17 protein-coding genes are annotated in these 17,653 nt (G+C 74.7%); 13 read left to right on the forward strand and 4 right to left on the reverse strand.

Annotated features, from left to right (window positions below):
- The first annotated feature begins 43 nt into the window (after positions 1 to 43).
- The 6 genes from coaD to cofC are packed head-to-tail and all read left to right on the forward strand — an operon-like array spanning position 44 to position 6,295.
- Positions 44 to 526, forward strand: a complete 483-nt coding sequence (gene coaD / locus EDD26_RS08765) for a pantetheine-phosphate adenylyltransferase (protein WP_123697368.1) — start codon at positions 44 to 46, stop codon at positions 524 to 526.
- A complete protein-coding gene (gene cofE, locus EDD26_RS08770; protein ID WP_123697369.1) occupies positions 523 to 1,323 on the forward strand; it encodes a coenzyme F420-0:L-glutamate ligase in 801 nt (266 codons plus the stop codon). The genes coaD and cofE overlap by 4 nt, the downstream gene beginning before the upstream one ends.
- Positions 1,313 to 2,311 carry an AAA family ATPase gene (locus EDD26_RS08775; protein ID WP_123697370.1) on the forward strand — a complete coding sequence of 333 codons (999 nt, stop codon included), beginning with the start codon at positions 1,313 to 1,315 and terminating at the stop codon, positions 2,309 to 2,311. The genes cofE and EDD26_RS08775 overlap by 11 nt, the downstream gene beginning before the upstream one ends.
- On the forward strand, positions 2,311 to 3,402 hold the full coding sequence (locus tag EDD26_RS08780; RefSeq protein ID WP_123697371.1) for a DUF58 domain-containing protein: 1,092 nt from the start codon (positions 2,311 to 2,313) through the stop codon (positions 3,400 to 3,402). Before EDD26_RS08775 ends, EDD26_RS08780 begins: the two co-directional genes overlap by 1 nt.
- The gene (locus EDD26_RS08785; RefSeq protein WP_170165593.1) at positions 3,399 to 5,639 is read left to right on the forward strand and encodes a transglutaminase-like domain-containing protein; all 2,241 of its coding nucleotides are present in this window, start codon (positions 3,399 to 3,401) and stop codon (positions 5,637 to 5,639) included. The genes EDD26_RS08780 and EDD26_RS08785 overlap by 4 nt, the downstream gene beginning before the upstream one ends.
- Before the next feature lie 50 nt (positions 5,640 to 5,689).
- Positions 5,690 to 6,295, forward strand: coding sequence for a 2-phospho-L-lactate guanylyltransferase (gene cofC, locus EDD26_RS08790; protein ID WP_123697373.1), 606 nt, complete (start codon positions 5,690 to 5,692; stop codon positions 6,293 to 6,295).
- Between the two features lie 15 nt (positions 6,296 to 6,310).
- Here the strand turns inward: cofC and cofD are convergent, their stop codons facing one another.
- Genes cofD through EDD26_RS08810 form a run of 4 tightly spaced genes read right to left on the reverse strand, consistent with a single transcriptional unit; the run spans position 6,311 to position 10,232 of the window.
- Positions 6,311 to 7,279: a 2-phospho-L-lactate transferase gene (gene cofD / locus EDD26_RS08795; RefSeq protein WP_123697374.1), complete on the reverse strand. Its 969-nt coding sequence runs from the start codon at positions 7,277 to 7,279 to the stop codon at positions 6,311 to 6,313.
- A gap of 24 nt (positions 7,280 to 7,303) precedes the next feature.
- Entirely contained in the window at positions 7,304 to 8,110 is an 807-nt protein-coding gene (locus EDD26_RS08800; RefSeq protein ID WP_123697375.1) for an ABC transporter ATP-binding protein, read from the reverse strand.
- Positions 8,107 to 9,255: an iron chelate uptake ABC transporter family permease subunit gene (locus EDD26_RS08805; RefSeq protein WP_123697376.1), complete on the reverse strand. Its 1,149-nt coding sequence runs from the start codon at positions 9,253 to 9,255 to the stop codon at positions 8,107 to 8,109. The genes EDD26_RS08800 and EDD26_RS08805 overlap by 4 nt, the downstream gene beginning before the upstream one ends.
- The gene (locus EDD26_RS08810) at positions 9,252 to 10,232 is read right to left on the reverse strand and encodes an ABC transporter substrate-binding protein (RefSeq protein ID WP_123697377.1); all 981 of its coding nucleotides are present in this window, start codon (positions 10,230 to 10,232) and stop codon (positions 9,252 to 9,254) included. The genes EDD26_RS08805 and EDD26_RS08810 overlap by 4 nt, the downstream gene beginning before the upstream one ends.
- 285 nt (positions 10,233 to 10,517) lie before the next feature.
- On the opposite strand from EDD26_RS08810, the gene EDD26_RS08815 reads away from it, so the two are divergent.
- The 7 genes from EDD26_RS08815 (at position 10,518) to EDD26_RS08845 (ending at position 17,603) form a co-directional block, all read left to right on the forward strand.
- Entirely contained in the window at positions 10,518 to 11,366 is an 849-nt protein-coding gene (locus EDD26_RS08815; RefSeq protein WP_123697378.1) for a nitrilase-related carbon-nitrogen hydrolase, read from the forward strand.
- Positions 11,367 to 11,376: 10 nt separating this feature from the next.
- Positions 11,377 to 12,813, forward strand: a complete 1,437-nt coding sequence (gene hydA / locus EDD26_RS08820) for a dihydropyrimidinase (RefSeq protein ID WP_123697379.1) — start codon at positions 11,377 to 11,379, stop codon at positions 12,811 to 12,813.
- A 43-nt stretch (positions 12,814 to 12,856) separates the two neighbouring features.
- Positions 12,857 to 13,873, forward strand: a complete 1,017-nt coding sequence (locus tag EDD26_RS08825; protein WP_123697380.1) for a TIGR03842 family LLM class F420-dependent oxidoreductase — start codon at positions 12,857 to 12,859, stop codon at positions 13,871 to 13,873.
- A 4-nt stretch (positions 13,874 to 13,877) separates the two neighbouring features.
- Positions 13,878 to 14,747, forward strand: coding sequence for an ABC transporter permease (locus tag EDD26_RS08830; protein WP_123697381.1), 870 nt, complete (start codon positions 13,878 to 13,880; stop codon positions 14,745 to 14,747).
- On the forward strand, positions 14,744 to 15,559 hold the full coding sequence (locus EDD26_RS08835) for an ABC transporter ATP-binding protein (protein WP_123697382.1): 816 nt from the start codon (positions 14,744 to 14,746) through the stop codon (positions 15,557 to 15,559). Before EDD26_RS08830 ends, EDD26_RS08835 begins: the two co-directional genes overlap by 4 nt.
- Complete coding sequence (locus EDD26_RS08840; protein ID WP_123697383.1) at positions 15,556 to 16,341, forward strand: ABC transporter permease; 786 nt, start codon at positions 15,556 to 15,558, stop codon at positions 16,339 to 16,341. Before EDD26_RS08835 ends, EDD26_RS08840 begins: the two co-directional genes overlap by 4 nt.
- Positions 16,342 to 16,427: 86 nt before the next feature.
- On the forward strand, positions 16,428 to 17,603 hold the full coding sequence (locus EDD26_RS08845; RefSeq protein ID WP_123697384.1) for an ABC transporter substrate-binding protein: 1,176 nt from the start codon (positions 16,428 to 16,430) through the stop codon (positions 17,601 to 17,603).
- The last annotated feature ends 50 nt before the right edge of the window (positions 17,604 to 17,653 follow it).

Below are 17,653 nucleotides of genomic sequence, written 5' to 3' on the forward strand. Positions count from 1 at the left end.
GGAGCGAGCGGCTTCCATAGCCACCACCGGTACGCTTCTGCCCATGCCCCGCATCGCCGTCGTGCCCGGTTCCTTCGACCCCGTGACCCTCGGGCACCTCGACGTGATCGGCCGCGCTGCGAGCATCTTCGATGAGGTGCACGTCGTCGTGACGCACAACCCCGACAAGCAGGCGTTCCTGCCGGTGCCGGAGCGCGAGGCGCTCATCGAGCGCTCGATCGAGGAGGCGCGCATCACGGGCGAGATCCGCATCGCGAACTGGTCGATGGGCCTGCTCGTCGACTACTGCCAGCAGGTGGGGGCGGAGGTGCTCGTGAAGGGCATCCGCTCGTCGACCGACCTCTCGTACGAGACGCCGATGTCGATCGTCAACCGCAACCTCGGCGGCGTCGAGACGATCTTCATGCTGCCGAACCCCGAGAACGCGCACGTCTCGTCGAGCCTCGTGCGCCAGGTGAGCGAGCTGGGCGGCGACATCAGCCCCTACGTGCCCCGCGCGGTCGCCACGTTCCTGCAGTCGCGATGAGCGACCCGGCGCCCACCGCCGACCTCGAGCTGCGCGCCGTGCGGGGGATCGGCGAGATCCGGCCCGGCGACGACCTGCCCGCCATCGTGGCCGACGCCGTCGCGCCGCTCGCGCCCGTCGATGGCGACATCGTCGTCGTCACGAGCAAGGTCGTCTCGAAGGCGGAGGGCCGCATCCGCCCGGCCGCCGAGCGCGAGCAGGCGATCACCGAGGAGTCGGTGCGGCTCGTCGCCTCGCGCGCCTTCCCGGGCGGCATCACCCGCATCGTCGAGCACCGCACCGGGCTCGTGCTCGCCGCCGCGGGCGTCGACGCCTCGAACACCGATGACGGCACGATCCTGCTGCTCCCGCTCGACTCGGATGCGTCGGCCCGCGCGATCGCCGAGCGGCTGCGGTCGCGCTTCGGCGCCGCCATCGGCGTCATCGTGAGCGACACGCTCGGCCGCGCCTGGCGCATGGGCCAGACCGACGTCGCCATCGGGGCCGCGGGCATCCGCGTGCTCGAGCCGGTGAGCGCCGACGCGAACGGCCGGCCGCTGCTCGTCACCGCGCCGGCGATCGCCGACGAGATCGCCGGCGCCGCCGAGCTCGTCGCGGGCAAGGCCGACGGGGTGCCGGTCGTGCTCGTGCGCGGCCTCGGCCGCCACGTCGCCGACCTCGACGAGCCGGGCGCGACCCGGCTCGTGCGTCGCGAGGGCGACATGTTCCACCTCGGCAGCGACGAGGCCTACCGGGCCGGTCGCGAGGCGGGCAGGATCGACGCACTGGCAGAGGCGGGAGCATCGCATGCAGGCTGAGGACCCCCGCGCGGTCGTGAGCGCGCCGGCGCGGACGTCGTCGCCCGGCGAGCCCGTCGTCGAGACGCCGGGATCGCGCATCGAGCGCGCCGTCGCCTCCGTCATCTCCGGCAAGGCCGACGAGATCCGCACGGTGCTCACCGTGCTGCTCGCCGAGGGGCACGTGCTGCTCGAGGACGTGCCGGGGGTGGGCAAGACGCAGCTCGCGCGGGCGTTCGCAGCCGCCATCGGCGGCACCGTCCGGCGCATCCAGTGCACGCCCGACCTGCTGCCGAGCGACATCACCGGCATGTCGGTGCTCGACCAGACGACCGGCGAGCTGCGCTTCCAGCCCGGGCCGGTCTTCGCGAACATCGTCATCGCCGACGAGATCAACCGGGCGAGCCCGAAGACGCAGGCGGCGCTGCTCGAGTGCATGGCGGAGGGGCAGGTGACCGTCGACGGCATCACGCACGTGCTGCCGACGCCGTTCCTCGTCGTCGCGACGCAGAACCCGATCGACATGGAGGGCACCTACGCGCTGCCCGAGGCGCAGCGCGACCGCTTCATGGCGCGGCTCGAGCTCGGCTACCCGGACCAGGATGCGGAGCTCGCGATGGTGCAGGCGCGCGAGGTCGCGCAGCCACTGGACGCCGTGCGCCCGGCGACGACCGAGCAGCAGTTCCGGGAGGAGATCGGCGTCGCCCGCTCGGTGCGCGCGCACGAGCTCGTCGAGCGCTACGCCGTGCGGCTCTCGCGCGCGACGCGCGATCACCACGAGGTGCGGCTGGGTGCGAGCCCGCGCGCCACGCTGCAGCTCGTGCGTGCCGCGAAGGCGCGCGCGCACCTGCTCGGGCGCGACTGGCTCTCGCCCGACGACGTCAAGGAGCTCGCGGTGCACGTGCTCCCGCACCACCTGGTGATGCACGACCCGCACGCGCGGCACGACGACGCCCGGCGGGTGGTGGCGCACGCCCTCGCGACCACGGTCGCCCCCGTCATGCGCTGATGGCGCGCGATCGAGCCCGCGCCCGCCCGACGGCGCGGGGGATCGTGCTCGTGCTGCTGGGCGTCGCGCTCGCCGTCGCCGGCTACTGGGAGCGCCAGGCCGTGCTGCTCGTGCCGGCGGCGCTGTGCCTCGGCATCGTGCTGCTCGGCGCCTGGTGGGTGCTCGGCACGGCGACGCGCGTGCGCGTCACCGCACCCGGCGTGCTGGAGGAGGGGCAGCACGCGGCGCTGCGCATCGCCGCCGACCGCCGGCAGGCGGGCGACCGGTGGGCCACCTGGGCGCCGGGGCCCGAGCGCTACCTCCACCTCGAGGGGACGCTCGACGACGACGGCGCCGCCGAGGTGCCGCTCGGCGACCAGCCGCGAGGCCGCTGGCGGCTCGCGCCGGTCGAGGTCACGTCGCTCGACCCGTTCCGCGTCATGCGCTCGACCCGTTCCGTCGATCCGCGCTCGAGCGTCGTCGTCGGCCCCGCGCTGCTGTCGGTGCCCTCGGCGTCGCTCCGCTCCAACCGCGAGGCGGGGCAGCAGTCGCAGACCCGCAATGCCGACGAGATCGACGCGATGGTGCGCGAGTGGCGACCCGGCGATCCCCAGCGGCGCGTGCACTGGCGGCAGTCGGCGAAGCGCGGTCAGCTCATGGTGCGGCAGGAGGCGAACCCCGCCACCGACGACCTGCTCGTGCTCGTCGACACGGCCGGCGCCGCGGGGCGCGGCCGCGACGCGGAGGACCGGCTCGCGCGCGCCGCCTGCTCGATCGTGCGCGCGCTCGCCGGACGCGACCGCATCGTGCAGGTGGCGGAGACCGGCGCGCCGAGCATCGCCACGGCCGACTGGCGCGACCGCGACGCGGCGCTCGCGGCCTTCGCGACGCTCGCGGCGGTCGCCCGCGGCGAGCCGGCGCAGCGGGAGGGCGCCGCGGCGCACGTCGTCGCGCTCGAGGAGGCCGCGCCTGAGCGATGGACGCTCGCGCCGGGCTCGACGCTCTGGCTCGTCGCCGACCTCGATGCCCCGCACACCCGGCTCATGCCCGGGTCGCGCGTGCGCGTCCAGCGCTGGATCGACGGCGTCGGGCCGGCGAGGGAGCTCCGATGACCGCCCCCGCCTTCACCGCCGCGCCCGAGCGACCCGCGACCACCGCGGCCGCGCCGCGCGACCGCCGGCGCCCGCGCAGCCGCGCGGGGCTCGTCGAGACGCTCGCGCTCGCGGCGCTGCCGGTCGCGTGGCTGTGGTCGACGCAGTCGGTGCTCGGCACCGAGTGGCTGTGGCCCGTGCTGCTCGCCGTGGTGTCGATGGGGATCGCCGCGGCGCTCGCGCGGGCCGCGTGGTCGACGTTCGCCGGATCGGCCGCGGCCGCGATCGTCGGCGTCGGATGGACGACCGCGCTCACCGCCGCCGACGACGCGCTGATCGGCGTCATCCCGACGCCCGCATCCGTCGAGGAGTCGCTGCGCGTGCTCACGGTCGGCGTGCAGGACGTCGCGTGGGCCATCGCCACCCCGATCGCGCTCGAGCCGCCGGTGCTCGCGGTCGTCGTGGTGGCCGCGGCGGTGCTGGCGGTGCACGTCGATCTCATCGGGCTCGCGCTGCGGGCGCCGGCGATCGCCATCCTCTTCGCCGCCGTGCCGCTGCTGCTGCCGATCGCGTTCCGCGTCGACGTGCCGTGGTGGCACGCGCTGCCGGGCGTCGCCGCCTCGGCGCTCGCGCTCGCCGCGCCCTCGATCGACGAGCGGCTCGTGCTCGGACGCCCGTGGGCCGGACCGATCGGCCTCGTCGCCGTCGCCGCGCTCGTCGCGGTGGCCGTGCCGCTCGTCGCGCCGAGCCCGCGCGAGGTCGACGTCGACCTGCCCACCCTCGACGACCTGTTCCAGCCGTCGACGCCGATCCTCGACGCCTCGATCGACCTCGGCGACGAGCTGCGGCGGCCGGATCCGCGGTCGGTCTTCACCTACGCGACCACCGACGGCCAGCCGACCGTCACGCGCGTGACGACCCTCTCGCAGGCCGGGCCGAACGGCTTCGTCGACGTCGAGCCGCAGGCCGCCGAGCCCGCGGTGCTCGTCGAGGGCGCCGACGCGGCACCGCTGCTGCAGATGACGGTCCGGATGAGCGACGTGCGAGCCGAGAGCCTGCCGATGCCGGAGCGCGCGCTCGACGTTGCGCCGCCGGACGGCGCCGGCTGGGACGACGCGAACGACGCGCTGCGCGTCGAGTCCGGCGTCGTCGAGTCCGGGCTGGAGTACACCGCGACGGGCAGCCGCTCGCCGCTGCTCGAGGTGCTGCCGGCCGGCACGGGCTCGACGGGCCACGACGCCTGGCTCGAGCTGCCGCCGGAGGCGCAGGCGATCGGCGCGCAGGGCGCGGCGCTCGTCGACGAGGGGATGTCGGCCGGCGGGCGCGTGCTCGCCGTGCACGGGTTCATGACGAGCGGCGTGTGGAACTACTCGGAGCAGCTCGACCTGCCGGGCTTCGCGGGCGGCGGCGGCACCGGCTGGGATGCGCTCGCCGGATTCCTCGAGACGCGCGCCGGCTACTGCGTGCACTACGCGAGCGCGACGGCGACGCTGCTGCGCGGGGCAGGGGTGCCGTCGCGCGTCGTGATCGGGTTCCTGCCGGGCGCCGAGATCGCCGGCGGCCGATCGGTGACGACGAACGACTTCCACGCCTGGGCGGAGGCGTGGGTCGACGGCGCGGGCTGGGTGCGGGTCGAGACGACGCCCGGCGCCGGCACCGGCGTCGCGAGCCCCGAGGGCGACGAGACGACGCCCAGCCCGACGCCGAGCGCGACCTCCGCCGCGCCGACGCCGACGCTCACGCCCTCCGCCTCGCCGAGCCCGTCGGCCTCGCCGGGCGCATCCGCAGCGCCGGGTCAGCCCACCGCCGCCCCGGGGCCCGGCATCGCGATCGACTGGGCGGCGGTGCGCGGGTGGCTCATCGCGCTCGGCGTGCTGCTGCTGCTCGCGCTGCCGATGCTCGTGCGGGCCGCCCAGCGCGCCCTGCGGCTGCGGCGCGGGGCGCCCGGCGCGTGGCTCGAGCTGCGCGCGTCGCTCGCGGATGCGGGCGTGCGGCTGCCCGGCTCGGCGACGCCGGGCGAGGTGCAGGCGGCGATCGCCGCGCGCGCTCCGGCGGGCGCGGCCGCTGCCGACCGGGTGCGGCTCGCGGCGGAGCGCGCCGTCTTCGACGACGGCCCGCGCGAGCCTGGCGTGCTGGACGACGACGTGCGCCGGGGGAGGCGCGCGCTCGCCGACGCGCTGCCGCCGTGGCGGCGCGTGCTGAGCGCGCTGCTGCCGCCGAGCCTGTTCCGCGTCGTGCCGCCGCTCCACGACGAGTAGCGGAGCGGGTGCGTCGGGCAGCGCATCCGCGTCATCGTAGGCTTGGCGCCATGGAGTGGGCGGTCGTCATCCCTGTGAAGGGCTCGATCGGCAAGTCGCGCCTCGATGCGGGCGACGCCCGCGCGGCCCTCGCGGTCGCGTTCGCCCGCGACGTCATCAGCGCCGCACGCGACGCCGGCTCGATCGGCCGCGTCGTCGTCGTCACCTGCGATCCGGCGGTGACCGAGGGGATCGACGGCATCGAGGTCGTCGACGACCCGAGCGCCGGCCTCCGCGCCGCCATCGCCACCGGCCTCGCGCAGCTCGAGCCGCAGCAGCCGGCCGCCGTCATCCTCGGCGACCTCCCCGCGCTCACGGCCGAGGTGCTCGATGCCGCCCTGCTCCTCGCGGAGCACGAGGAGCGGTCGTACGTGCCCGACGCGGTCGCCACGGGCACGACGCTGCTCGCGGCGCGCCGCGCGGAGGCGCTGCGCCCCCGCTTCGGCCCGGGCTCGGCAGCGCTCCATCGGCGTGCCGGGCACGCGCCGCTGCCCATCGCGCCGGACTCGGGGCTGCGGATCGACGTCGACGAGCTCGCCGACCTGCACCTCGCGATGGAGCTCGGCGTGGGGGAGCACACGCGCGCGGTGCTCGACGCGGCGTCGCTCTCGAGCTGACTGCGCGCCGGGTGCTCAGCCGGCGATCGACGCCGCGAGCTGCAGCGCGTCTCGCGCGACCTGCGCCGCCGGCGCGCCCGGCGTGAGCCACAGCGGGCGCACCGCCGCGCGGATGCCGAGCGCCTCGACCGTCGCGAGCGACGCCGCGTCCTCCTCAGCGAGCAGCCACCCGTCGAGCAGCCCGCCCGCTGACCGCGCGCCGTAGTGCGCGGCGATCGCGGCCGCATCCGCCTCGACGCCGATCGCCGCGAGGCACGCCTCCGCCATGCCGCGCACGGCCCGGCCGCCGATGATCGGCGCGACGCCGACGACGGGCGCCGTCGCCGTCTCGAGCGCGTCGCGCACGCCCGGGATGCCGATGATCGTGCCGATCGACACCACCGGGTTCGACGGCGCGAGCAGGATGACGTCGGCGTCCGCGATCGCCGTGCGCGCGGCCGGTGCGATCCGCGACCGCTCAACCCCGTGCTGGACGAACCGGTGCGCCGGCAGCTGCGCGCGCGTGCGCACCCACCACTCCTCGAAGTGCAGCACGCCCTCGTCGGTCACGACGTGCGTCGGCACCTCGTCGTCGGTGACGGGCAGCAGCGTCGCGCCGACCGGCCAGCGCGCCGCGAGCCGGGCGGTCGCCTCGGTGAGGGTCGCGCCGTCGCGCAGCATGGCCGTGCGGGCCAGGTGCGTGCCGAGGTCGAGGTCGCCGAGCGTGAACCACGGCCAGCCGACGCCGTAGGCGGTCAGCTCGGCGGCGACGCGCTCGCTCTCGCCCGCGCGCCCCCAGCCGCGCTCGGTGTCGCCGACCCCGGCGAGCGCGTAGAGCAGCGAGTCGAGGTCGGGGCACACCTTCACGCCCGCGAGCCACACGTCGTCGCCGACGTTCGTGACGATGCGGATGTCGGCGTCGCCGTGCAGCTCGCGCGCCGCGTCCCGCAGCCCGAGCGCGAAGCGCGCGCCGCCGACGCCGCCCGCGAGCACCGTGATCTTCATGCCGTGATCCTCATGCGGTGATCCTCATGCCGTCAGCCTCCGGTAGCGGATGGCGACGCCGTCCGGCGCCGCGTCGATCGTCGCCTCGACGCCGTACACCGAGCGGATGCGCTCGGCCGTCAGCACCGCGTCCGGGCTGCCCTCCGCGAGCACCCTGCCGCGGTCGACGAGCACGACCCGGTCGGCGTGGGTCGCGGCGAGCCCGAGGTCGTGCACCGTCATGACGACCGGCCGGTCGTCGGCGAGCCTGCGCACGAGCGCGAGCAGCTCGAGCTGCCAGGCGACGTCGAGGTGGTTCGTCGGCTCGTCGAGCAGCAGCGCGCTCGGCTGACCGACCGCCGGGCGCTGCGCGAGGGCGCGCGCGAGGTGCACGCGCTGCAGCTCGCCGCCGGAGAGCTCGCCGAGCTGCCGCTCCGCGAGCCCCGTCGCCCCGGCATCCGCGAGCGCGGCCTCGACGAGGCGCTCGTCGCCGAGCGAGAACCCGAGCATGCGGTGGTGCGGCGTGCGGCCCAGCCGCACCGCCTCCCGCGCCGTCAGCTGCGGCACGGCATCCGTCGACTGCTCGACGAGCGCGATGCGGCGCGCGCGCTCCCGGGCGGGCAAGCCGTCGAGCCGCGCGCCGTCGAGCAGCACGGCGCCGGCGCGCGTCGCGCGCTCGGGCAGCACCCCGGCGATCGCGCGCAGCATCGTCGACTTGCCGGCGCCGTTCGGGCCGACGAGCGCGGTGATCTGCCCGGCCGGCGCCGACCAGGACGCGCCGTCGACGAGCGCGCGTCCGCGCACCGCGACCGAGAGCCGCTCGACCGCCAGGCCGTGGCGCGCCCCGCTCATGAGCGCACCCGACCAGTGAGCATGAGCGCCGCGAAGACGGGTGCGCCGATGAGCGCCGTCACGATGCCGACCGGCAGCTCGCGCGGGTCGAACGCGGCGCGGGCGACGGTGTCGGCGACGAGCAGCACGATCGCGCCGGCAAGGCCGCTCGCGGGCAGCAGCAGCGCGTGCGACGCGCCCACGAGCAGCCGCACCGCGTGCGGCACGACGAGGCCGACGAAGCCGATCGCGCCCGAGACCGAGACGAGGGCGCCGGTGACGAGCGCGCACGCCACGAGCAGCACCCAGCGGGTGCGGCGCACGTCGACGCCGAGCGCACCCGCGGTGCTGTCGCCGAGGGCGAGCGCGTCGAGCAGCCGGCCGCTCGCGAGCAGCGGCAGCGCGAGCGCGGCCCCGACGAGCGCGATCGTGGCGCTCGACCAGGAGGACGCCGCGAGCGAGCCGAGCAGCCACGCGAGGATCTCGCGGAACGCGTCGCCGTCGGCGCGCCAGAAGATCACGAGGCTCACGACGGCGCTCGCGGCGGATGCGACGACGACGCCCGCGAGCACGGTCCGGGTGGGGGTCGCCCCGCCCGCGGCACCCGCGAGCCCGAGGGTCGCGACGAGCGCGAGCAGCGCGCCCGCGAACGCGGCGGCGGGCAGCACCGCACCGCCGAGCGCGCCGAGGCCGGCGCCGAGGCCGGTGACGAGCACGAGCACGGCTCCGACCGAGGCGCCGGACGAGACGCCGAGCAGGTAGGGGTCGGCGAGGGGGTTGCGCACGAGCGCCTGCATCACCGCACCCACGATCGCGAGGCCCGCGCCGACGGCCGCGGCGGCGAGGATGCGCGGCAGCCGCAGATCGACGACGATCGCGTCGCCGACCGCGCCGAGCGGGCTCGCGCCCACGCCGAGCCTGGCGGCGATCGCCGCGAGCGCATCGGCGGGAGCGACGCCCGCGACCCCGATGCACGCCGCGGCGACGCCGAGCGCGAGCAGCAGCGCGCCGAGCGCCGGCAGCACCCACCGCCGACGGCGGCGGGCGGTGACGGGCGACCCGGCCGCTCGCTGCTCCGAGCCCGACCGAGCGGCGCTGGTCGCGGCAGCACTCGTCGAGGCCGCGCTCGTGGCGCCGGCGCTCGTGCCGTCGGCGATGCGGGTCATCCCAGCGCCATCGCCCGCACGCCGTCGACGACGAGCCCGACCGCGTCGACCGAGCCGACGCCCGCCTCCGCCATCGGGAACGGCACGACGACGAACCTGCCTTCCCGCACCGCGTCGAGCTGCGCCGTCGCCGGGTTCGCCCGCAGCCGCTCGATCTTCGACTCGGCCGTGTGCCACGCGGCGTCGACGAGCACGATCACGTCGGGGTCGCTCGCGGCGAGCGCCTCCCACGACATCGTCGTCCACGGCTCGGCGACATCCGCGGCGACGTTCTCGAGCCCCGCCGACTCGAGCACGAGCTGCGGGGCGCCGGAGCCGCCGCCGACGTAGGGCGCGTCATCGCCCGACGAGTACCAGAGCGCGGTGGCCTCCGTGCCGTCGTCCCCGAGCGGCTCGATCGCGTCGAGCGCCGTCCGCTGCTCGTCGGCGAGCGCGGCGCCCGCGTCGGGCACGCCCAGCACGGTGCCGGCGTCCTCGAGCTCGCCGAGCAGCGCATCCCACGTGAGCGGCGCGACGTCGACCGACCGGCACGCGGCGGGGGAGACCCACGTCGTCACGCCGAGGTCGTGCAGCGCGGCGCGGTCGCCCGCAGCCTCGGGCGCGAACGCCGACTCCCAGCCCGCCACCACCGCATCCGGCTCGAGCGCGAGCACGGCCTCGCGCGACGGCATGCCCTCGATCGTCGGCGGCGCCTCGGTGCCAGACATCTCGAGCGGACCGTCGAGGAAGGCGGTCGAGACGAGCGCGTCGCCGAGGCCGAGCGCGACGACGAGCTCCGCCGCGGTCGACTTCACGGCGAGGATGCGCTCGGCGGGCTCGGCGCGCGGCGCCACGTCGACGCCGCAGTCCTGCACCGCGGCCGCCGGCGCGGCGGCGCCAGCCGTCGGTTCAGCCGCGGGGCCGGTGGAGGCGCAGCCCGCGAGCACGAGCAGCGGCACGGCGGCGACGACGACGAGAGGACGAAGGCGGAAGGGCATCGGCGGGGCTCCTGGGCAGGCTGGCGCGAACGGTCTGCGGTCCGCGCGCGGAGGTGATGCCCGGCGCACCACCATGCTACGCCCGCGGCGCGGCCGCATCCGTCCAGCGCCACGGACCGCCGCCTCCCACGGCCGCGGTCTCGAGCGAGACAGCAACCTTCGGGAAACACCCGCGAAACCGCGGGAATGCAGAGTCCTCTTGACGGTGGCGCCCAGTGGGCCGGAGAGTGCTCCTCACGGGGGCCAGCGTCGGCCGTCGTCCACGCGAGGAAGTCGAGGAAGAGCATGACCACGGTTCGTGCAGCGATCACCCAGACCACCTGGACCGGCGACAAGGCATCGATGCTCGATCGCCACGAGGCGTTCATGCGGGAGGCCGCGGAGCAGGGCGCGCAGATCATCTGCTTCCAGGAGCTCTTCTACGGCCCCTACTTCGGCATCACGCAGGACAAGCAGTACTACGCCTACGCGGAGCCGGCCGACGGCCCGATCGTGCAGCGGTTCGCGGCGCTCGCGAAGGAGCTCGGCATGGTCGCGATCCTCCCGATCTACGAGGAGGAGCAGACCGGCGTCTACTACAACTCCGCCGTCGTCGTGGATGCCGACGGCTCGATCCTCGGCACGTACCGCAAGCACCACCTGCCGCACCTCGACCGCTTCTGGGAGAAGTTCTACTTCCGTCCCGGCAACCTCGGCTACCCCGTCTTCGACACCGCCGTCGGCAAGGTGGGCGTCTACATCTGCTACGACCGGCACTTCCCCGAGGGCTGGCGCGAGCTCGGCCTCGCCGGCGCGCACATGGTCTTCAACCCGAACGCGACGAAGCCCGGGCTCTCGAACCGGCTGTGGGAGGTCGAGGGCCCAGCGGCCGCCGTCGCGAACGGCTACTTCGTGCTGCAGCCCAACCGGGTCGGGCGCGAGGACAACGAGTACGGCGAGCTCGCCGTCGACTTCTACGGCACGAGCCAGGTCATCGACCCGCGCGGCAACTTCGTCGGCGACCGCGGCGCCGAGGGGCACGAGGAGCTGCTCGTGCGCGACCTGGACCTCGACGTCGTGCGGCAGATGCGCGACGACTGGCAGTTCTACCGGGACCGCCGCCCCGACTCCTACACGCGGATCGCGAAGCCGTAGGGGCGCCGCCATGACCACCACGCTCATCCGCGGCGGCACCGTCGTGTCGGCCACCGGCAGCTCCCTCGCCGACGTGCTCGTCGACGGCGAGACGATCCGCGCTGTCCTCGCGCCCGGCAGCGAGCTGCTCGGCGTCGACCTCGCCCGCTCCGTCGACCGCGTCATCGACGCCACCGGCAAGTACGTCATCCCCGGCGGCATCGACGCGCACACCCACATGGAGCTGCCGTTCGGCGGCACCGCCGCGAGCGACACCTTCGAGACGGGCACGCGCGCCGCCGCCTGGGGCGGCACGACCACGATCATCGACTTCGCGGTGCAGACGTACGGCCAGCGGATCGAGGACGGCCTCGCCGCGTGGCACGAGAAGGCGGCCGGGCAGTGCGCCATCGACTACGGCTTCCACCAGATCGTCGGCGACGTCAACGAGGCGTCGCTCACGGCGCTCCGCGGCCTCGCCGACGAGGGCATCTCGAGCTACAAGCTGTTCATGGCCTACCCGGGCGTCTTCTACTCCGACGACGCGCAGATCCTCAAGGCCATGCAGGTCGCGGCCGACACCGGACTCATGACGATGATGCACGCCGAGAACGGGCCGGCGATCGACGTGCTCGTGCAGCAGCTGCTCGCCCAGGGCAAGAGCGACCCCTACTTCCACGGCGTCGCGCGCGCCTGGCAGATGGAGGAGGAGGCCACGCACCGGGCGATCATGCTCGCGAACCTCACCGGCGCGCCGCTCTACGTCGTGCACGTGAGCGCGAAGCAGGCGGTCGCGCAGCTCGCCGCGGCCCGCGACGCCGGGCAGAACGTCTTCGGCGAGACGTGCCCGCAGTACCTCTACCTCTCGCTCGAGGAGCAGCTCGGCGCCCGCAGCGACGAGTGGGGCGACTTCGAGGGCGCGAAGTGGGTCTGCTCGACGCCGCTGCGCTCGAAGCACGAGCACCACCAGGACGAGCTGTGGAGCGCGCTGCGCACGAACGACATCCAGATGGTGTCGACCGACCACTGCCCCTTCTGCATGAAGGACCAGAAGGAGCTCGGCCGCGGCGACTTCTCGAAGATCCCGAACGGCATCGGCTCGGTCGAGCACCGCATGGACCTGCTGTACCAGGGCGTCGTCGACGGCCACATCTCGCTCGAGCGCTGGGTCGAGATCACCGCGACGACCCCCGCGCGCATGTTCGGCCTGTACGGGAAGAAGGGCGTCATCCAGCCCGGCGCCGACGCCGACATCGTCGTCTACGACCCGGCAGGCCACACGTCGATCGGCGTGGAGCAGACGCACCACATGAACATGGACTACTCCGCCTGGGAGGGGTTCGAGATCGACGGGCACGTCGACACCGTGCTGAGCCGCGGCCGCGTCGTCGTCGACGACCGGCAGTACCTCGGGCGAGCCGGCGACGGCTCGTTCGTGAAGCGCGGCCTGAGCCAGTACCTGCTGTGATGCGCATCCCTGCGGCCAGACCCGCGCGACGACGAGGAGCATGATGGAGTTCGGCGCCGTCTTCCAGACCAACCCGCCCGCGAGCCGCTTCGTGCAGCTCGCCCAGCTCGCCGAGGTGCACGGCTTCAGCCACGTGTGGTCGTTCGACAGCCACGTGCTGTGGCAGGAGCCGTACGTGATCCTCTCGGCGGCGCTCGCGGCGACCCGTCGCGTGACCGTCGGGCCGTTCGTCACGAACCCCGCGACGCGCGACTGGAGCGTCACCGCCTCCACGTTCGCGACGCTCAACGAGATGTACGGCAACCGCACCATCTGCGGCATCGGGCGCGGCGACTCCGCGGTGCGCGTCTCGGGCGGCGAGCCGACGACGCTCAAGGAGCTGCGGCAGGCCGTGCACGTCATCCGCGAGCTCGGCTCGAGCCGCGCCGTCGAGGTCGGCGGCGTGACGCTGCGGCTGCCCTGGTCGCACGGCTCGGAGCTGCCGGTGTGGGTCGCCGCCTATGGGCCGCTCGCGCTCAAGCTCGCGGGGGAGGTCGCCGACGGCTTCATCCTGCAGCTCGCCGACCCCGAGATCACGAAGTGGATGATCGAGCGGGTGCGGACCGCGGCGAGCGACGCGGGCCGCGACCCGATGTCGATCAGGATCTGCGTGGCCGGGCCCGCCTACGTCGGCGACGACCTCGACCACCAGCGCGAGCAGTCGCGCTGGTTCGGCGGCATGGTCGGCAACCACGTCGCCGACATCGTGGCGAAGTACGGCAAGGGCAGCGCGATCCCCGAGGATCTGGCGAGTTACATCGAGTCGCGCACCGGCTACGACTACAACACCCACGGCAAGGCCGACAACGACCACGTCGACTTCGTGCCGGATGCGATCGTCGACCGGTTCTGCGTGCTCGGCACCGCGGACGACCACATCGAGAAGCTCACCCGGCTGCGGGAGCTCGGCGTCGACCAGTTCGCGGCCTACGTCATGCACGACGACAAGGAGGAGACGCTCCGCCAGTACGGCGAGCGGATCATCCCGGCGCTCCGCGAGACCGCCAAGGCGAGGTCGTGACCGCATGAGGGCTCGGGGCGCGCGACCGCTGCTGCTCGGAGCCCTCGGCGCGCTCGGGCTCGCCGCGCTCTGGGAGCTCTACAAGGCGCTCGGGCCGGCGGAGGGCGTCGCGCTCGGCGGCACGGTGCTGCTGCCGCGCACGACCGACCTGGCGATGCCGCACGTGTGGGACTCCGTCGCCCGTGCCTTCCAGCCCGCGACCGGCGCGGCGGGCGAGCTGGTCGTCGTCGCCGTCGCCCGTGCCGCGGCGCAGACGCTCGGCACCGCCGCGATCGGGCTGCTGCTCGGCGCGGTCGTCGGCGTGCTGCTCGCGCTCGTGATGCAGCGCTTCCGGCTCGCCGACCGCGCGATGCTGCCGTGGCTCATCCTCAGCCAGACGGTGCCGCTCATCGCGCTCGCGCCGCTCGTCGTCGCGTGGGGCGGGCGGCTCGAGCTCGGCGCGCTGCAGTGGGAGCGGTGGATGAGCGTGGCCGTGATCGCCTCGTACCTCGCGTTCTTCCCGATCGCGATCGGCACGCTGCGCGGGCTCCGCGCGCCCGAGCAGGAGCACCTCGACCTGTTCCGCGCGCAGGGGGTCGGCTGGTGGGGCACGCTGCGGTTCCTGCGGCTGCCCGCCGCCGTGCCGCAGCTGCTGTCGTCGCTGCGGCTGGGCGCCGCGACCGCGATCATCGGCACCGTCGTCGCCGAGGTGTCCACGGGCGCGCGCGGCGGCATCGGCCGGCTCATCGTCGAGTACGCGCAGTCGGGCTCCTCGGATCCCGCGAAGGCCTGGGCGCCGATCGCGGGCGCCGTCGTCATGGGCCTCGTCGCGGCGGGCATCGTCGCGCTCGCGGGGCTCGCGCTCCGCGACTACCGGAGAGCGGAGGCGCGATGAGCGCGGTCGAGGTGGCGGACGTCACGAAGGTGTTCGAGACGAAGGCCGGCAGGGCGGCGAGCACCGTGCGCGCGCTCGACGCCGTGAGCCTCACGGTCGCCGAGGGCGAGTTCGTCGCCCTCATCGGGCCCTCCGGCTGCGGCAAGTCGACGCTCATGCGGCTCATCGCCGACCTCGACGAGCCGAGCGCCGGCGAGGTGCGCGTCTTCGGCATGCCGGCGCGCCAGGCGCGGCTCGAGCGCGCCTACGGCATCGCCTTCCAGCAGTCCGGCCTGCTGCCGTGGCGCACGGTGCGCGCCAATGTCGAGCTCCCGCTGCAGCTGCACGGCGCATCCGCCGCCGACCGCCGTGCCCGCGCCGACGAGCTCATCGAGCTCGTCGGGCTCGCGGAGTTCGCCGACCGGCACCCCGACCAGCTCTCCGGCGGCATGCAGCAGCGCGTCGCGATCGCCCGCGCGCTCGCCGAGCACCCGCGGCTGCTGCTCATGGACGAGCCGTTCGGCGCGCTCGACGAGATGACGCGCGAGCGGCTGCAGGGCGAGCTGCTGCGCATCCGCGCCGAGACCGGCGCGGCCGTCGTCTTCGTGACCCACTCCATCCCCGAGGCCGTCTTCCTCGCCGACCGGGTGGTCGTGATGAGCCCGCGGCCCGGTCGCATCACCGACGTCGTCACGGTCGAGCGCGCGCCCGTCGCGAGCGCCGCCGACGACGCGGTGCGCGAGACGGAAGCGTTCTTCCGCTCGGTCACGTCCGTGCGGGAGGCGCTACACGGCCGGGAGGGCGCCGCGCCGCGCGGGGCGGAGGCGCGATGACCGGCGCGCACTGGACCGACCGCGGCTGGGTGCGGATCGCCGCACCCGCAGCGCTCGGCGTGGCCGCGCTCGCGCTCTGGGAGGTCGGCGTGCGAGCGCTCGAGATCCAGCCCTACCTGCTGCCCGCGCCGAGCGCGATCCTCGCCCAGCTGCAGGCGGCGATCGCCGGCGTCGCGCAGGCCGCGCTCGCGACCGGCAGGAACGCCCTCGTCGGGCTGCTGCTCGGCGCGGTCGTGGCGGTCGTGGTCGCCGCGCTCGCCGCGCGCGTGCGCTGGCTCGACCAGGTCGTCGCGCCGCTCGTCGCCGCGATCGCGGTCGTGCCGATCGTCGCGCTCGCGCCGGTGCTGCAGACGATGTACGGCGCGACGAGCGAGATGCCGCGCATCATCGTCGTCGCGATCGCCTCGTTCGTGCCGGTCTTCATCACCACCCTGCGCGGGCTGCGCCAGGTGCGCCCCGTGCACCGCGACCTCATGCGCGCCTACGGGGCGAGCGGCTGGCAGGCGACGCGGATGGTGACCATGCCCGGCGCCGTGCCCTTCGTGTTCGCCGGGCTCACGATCGCCTCGTCGGTCGCGGTGATCTCCGCGATCGTTGCCGAGTACTTCGGCGGCCTGCAGAACGGCCTCGGCAGCCGCATCGCGAGCGCCGCCGCCCAGTCCGGCTACGCCCGCGCCTGGGCGTACGTCGTCGCCGCGATCGCGCTCGGCCTCATCTTCTACACCGTCACGCTCCTGCTCGAGCGTCTCGCGAGCCGCTGGGCCCGCATCCCCGTCGGCTGACGCGCTCGCGCGCCCAGCCCGATCCGCACGGCCACATCCGCACCACCAGCACCTGCACCACCAGCACCCACCCCGAGGAGCCCACCATGCACCGTTCCGCACCGCCGTCCGCGTCGCGCAGCCGCCGCCGCGCCGTCCTCGCCGCCGCCGCAGCCGTCGCATCCGCCGTGCTCGTCGCCTGCTCCACCGGCGCCGCACCCACCGAGTCCGAGAGCGCCGGCGCCGACGGCGAGCTGACCCCCGTGACGCTGCAGCTGCAGTGGTTCGCGCAGGGCCAGTTCGCCGGCTACTACGCGGCCGTCGACCAGGGCTTCTACGAGGCGGCCGGGCTCGACGTGACGATCACGGAGGGCGGTGCCGACATCGTGCCGCAGACCGTGCTCGCCGACGGGGGCGCCGACTTCGCGATCGCGTGGGTGCCGAAGGCGCTCGCGAGCCGCGAGCAGGGCGCCATGATCACCGACGTCGCGCAGATCTTCCAGCGCTCGGGCACGCTGCAGGTCTCGTTCGCCGACGCCGGCATCGACTCGGTCGAGGACCTCGCCGGCAAGAACGTCGGCTCGTGGGGCTTCGGCAACGAGTTCGAGCTGTTCGCCGCGCTCACCGAGGCCGGCCTCGACCCGATGACCGACGTCACGCTCGTGCAGCAGGCGTTCGACATGTCGGGCCTGCTCGCCGGCGACATCGACGCCGCGCAGGCGATGACCTACAACGAGTACGCGCAGCTGCTCGAGAGCGTCGACCCCGAGACGGGCGAGCTCTACACGGCCGACGACTTCTCGGTGCTCGACTGGAACGACGTCGGCACCGCGATGCTGCAGGACGCCATCTGGGCATCGAGCGAGCGGCTCGAGGACCCGGAGTTCGAGGCCACCACGGTCGCGTTCATCAAGGCCTCGATCGAGGGCTGGCTCTACGCGCGCGACAACCCCGAGGAGGCGGCGCAGATCGTCGTCGACGCCGGCAGCCAGCTCGGCGCCTCGCACCAGCTGTGGATGGTGAACGAGACGAACAGCCTCATCTGGCCGTCCGAGGACGGCATCGGCATGATCGACGAGGATGCCTGGGAGCAGACGGTCGACATCGCCATGAGCACACGCAACCAGGACGGCGCGACGGTGCTCACCGCCGCGCCCGACGACGGCGCGTGGACGAATGAGTACGTCGAGCAGGCGCTCGAGCAGCTCGAGGCCGAGGGCGTCGACGTCACCGGCGAGGACTTCGCGCCGATCGAGGTCGAGCTGCAGGAGGGCGGCCAGTAGCGCTCGGTAGAGTCCGGAGCGACCCGCGACCCTACGACTGCGTGACCGAG

It is taken from the genome of Agrococcus jenensis, from assembly GCF_003752465.1.
In the GTDB taxonomy this organism is placed as follows: domain Bacteria; phylum Actinomycetota; class Actinomycetes; order Actinomycetales; family Microbacteriaceae; genus Agrococcus; species Agrococcus jenensis.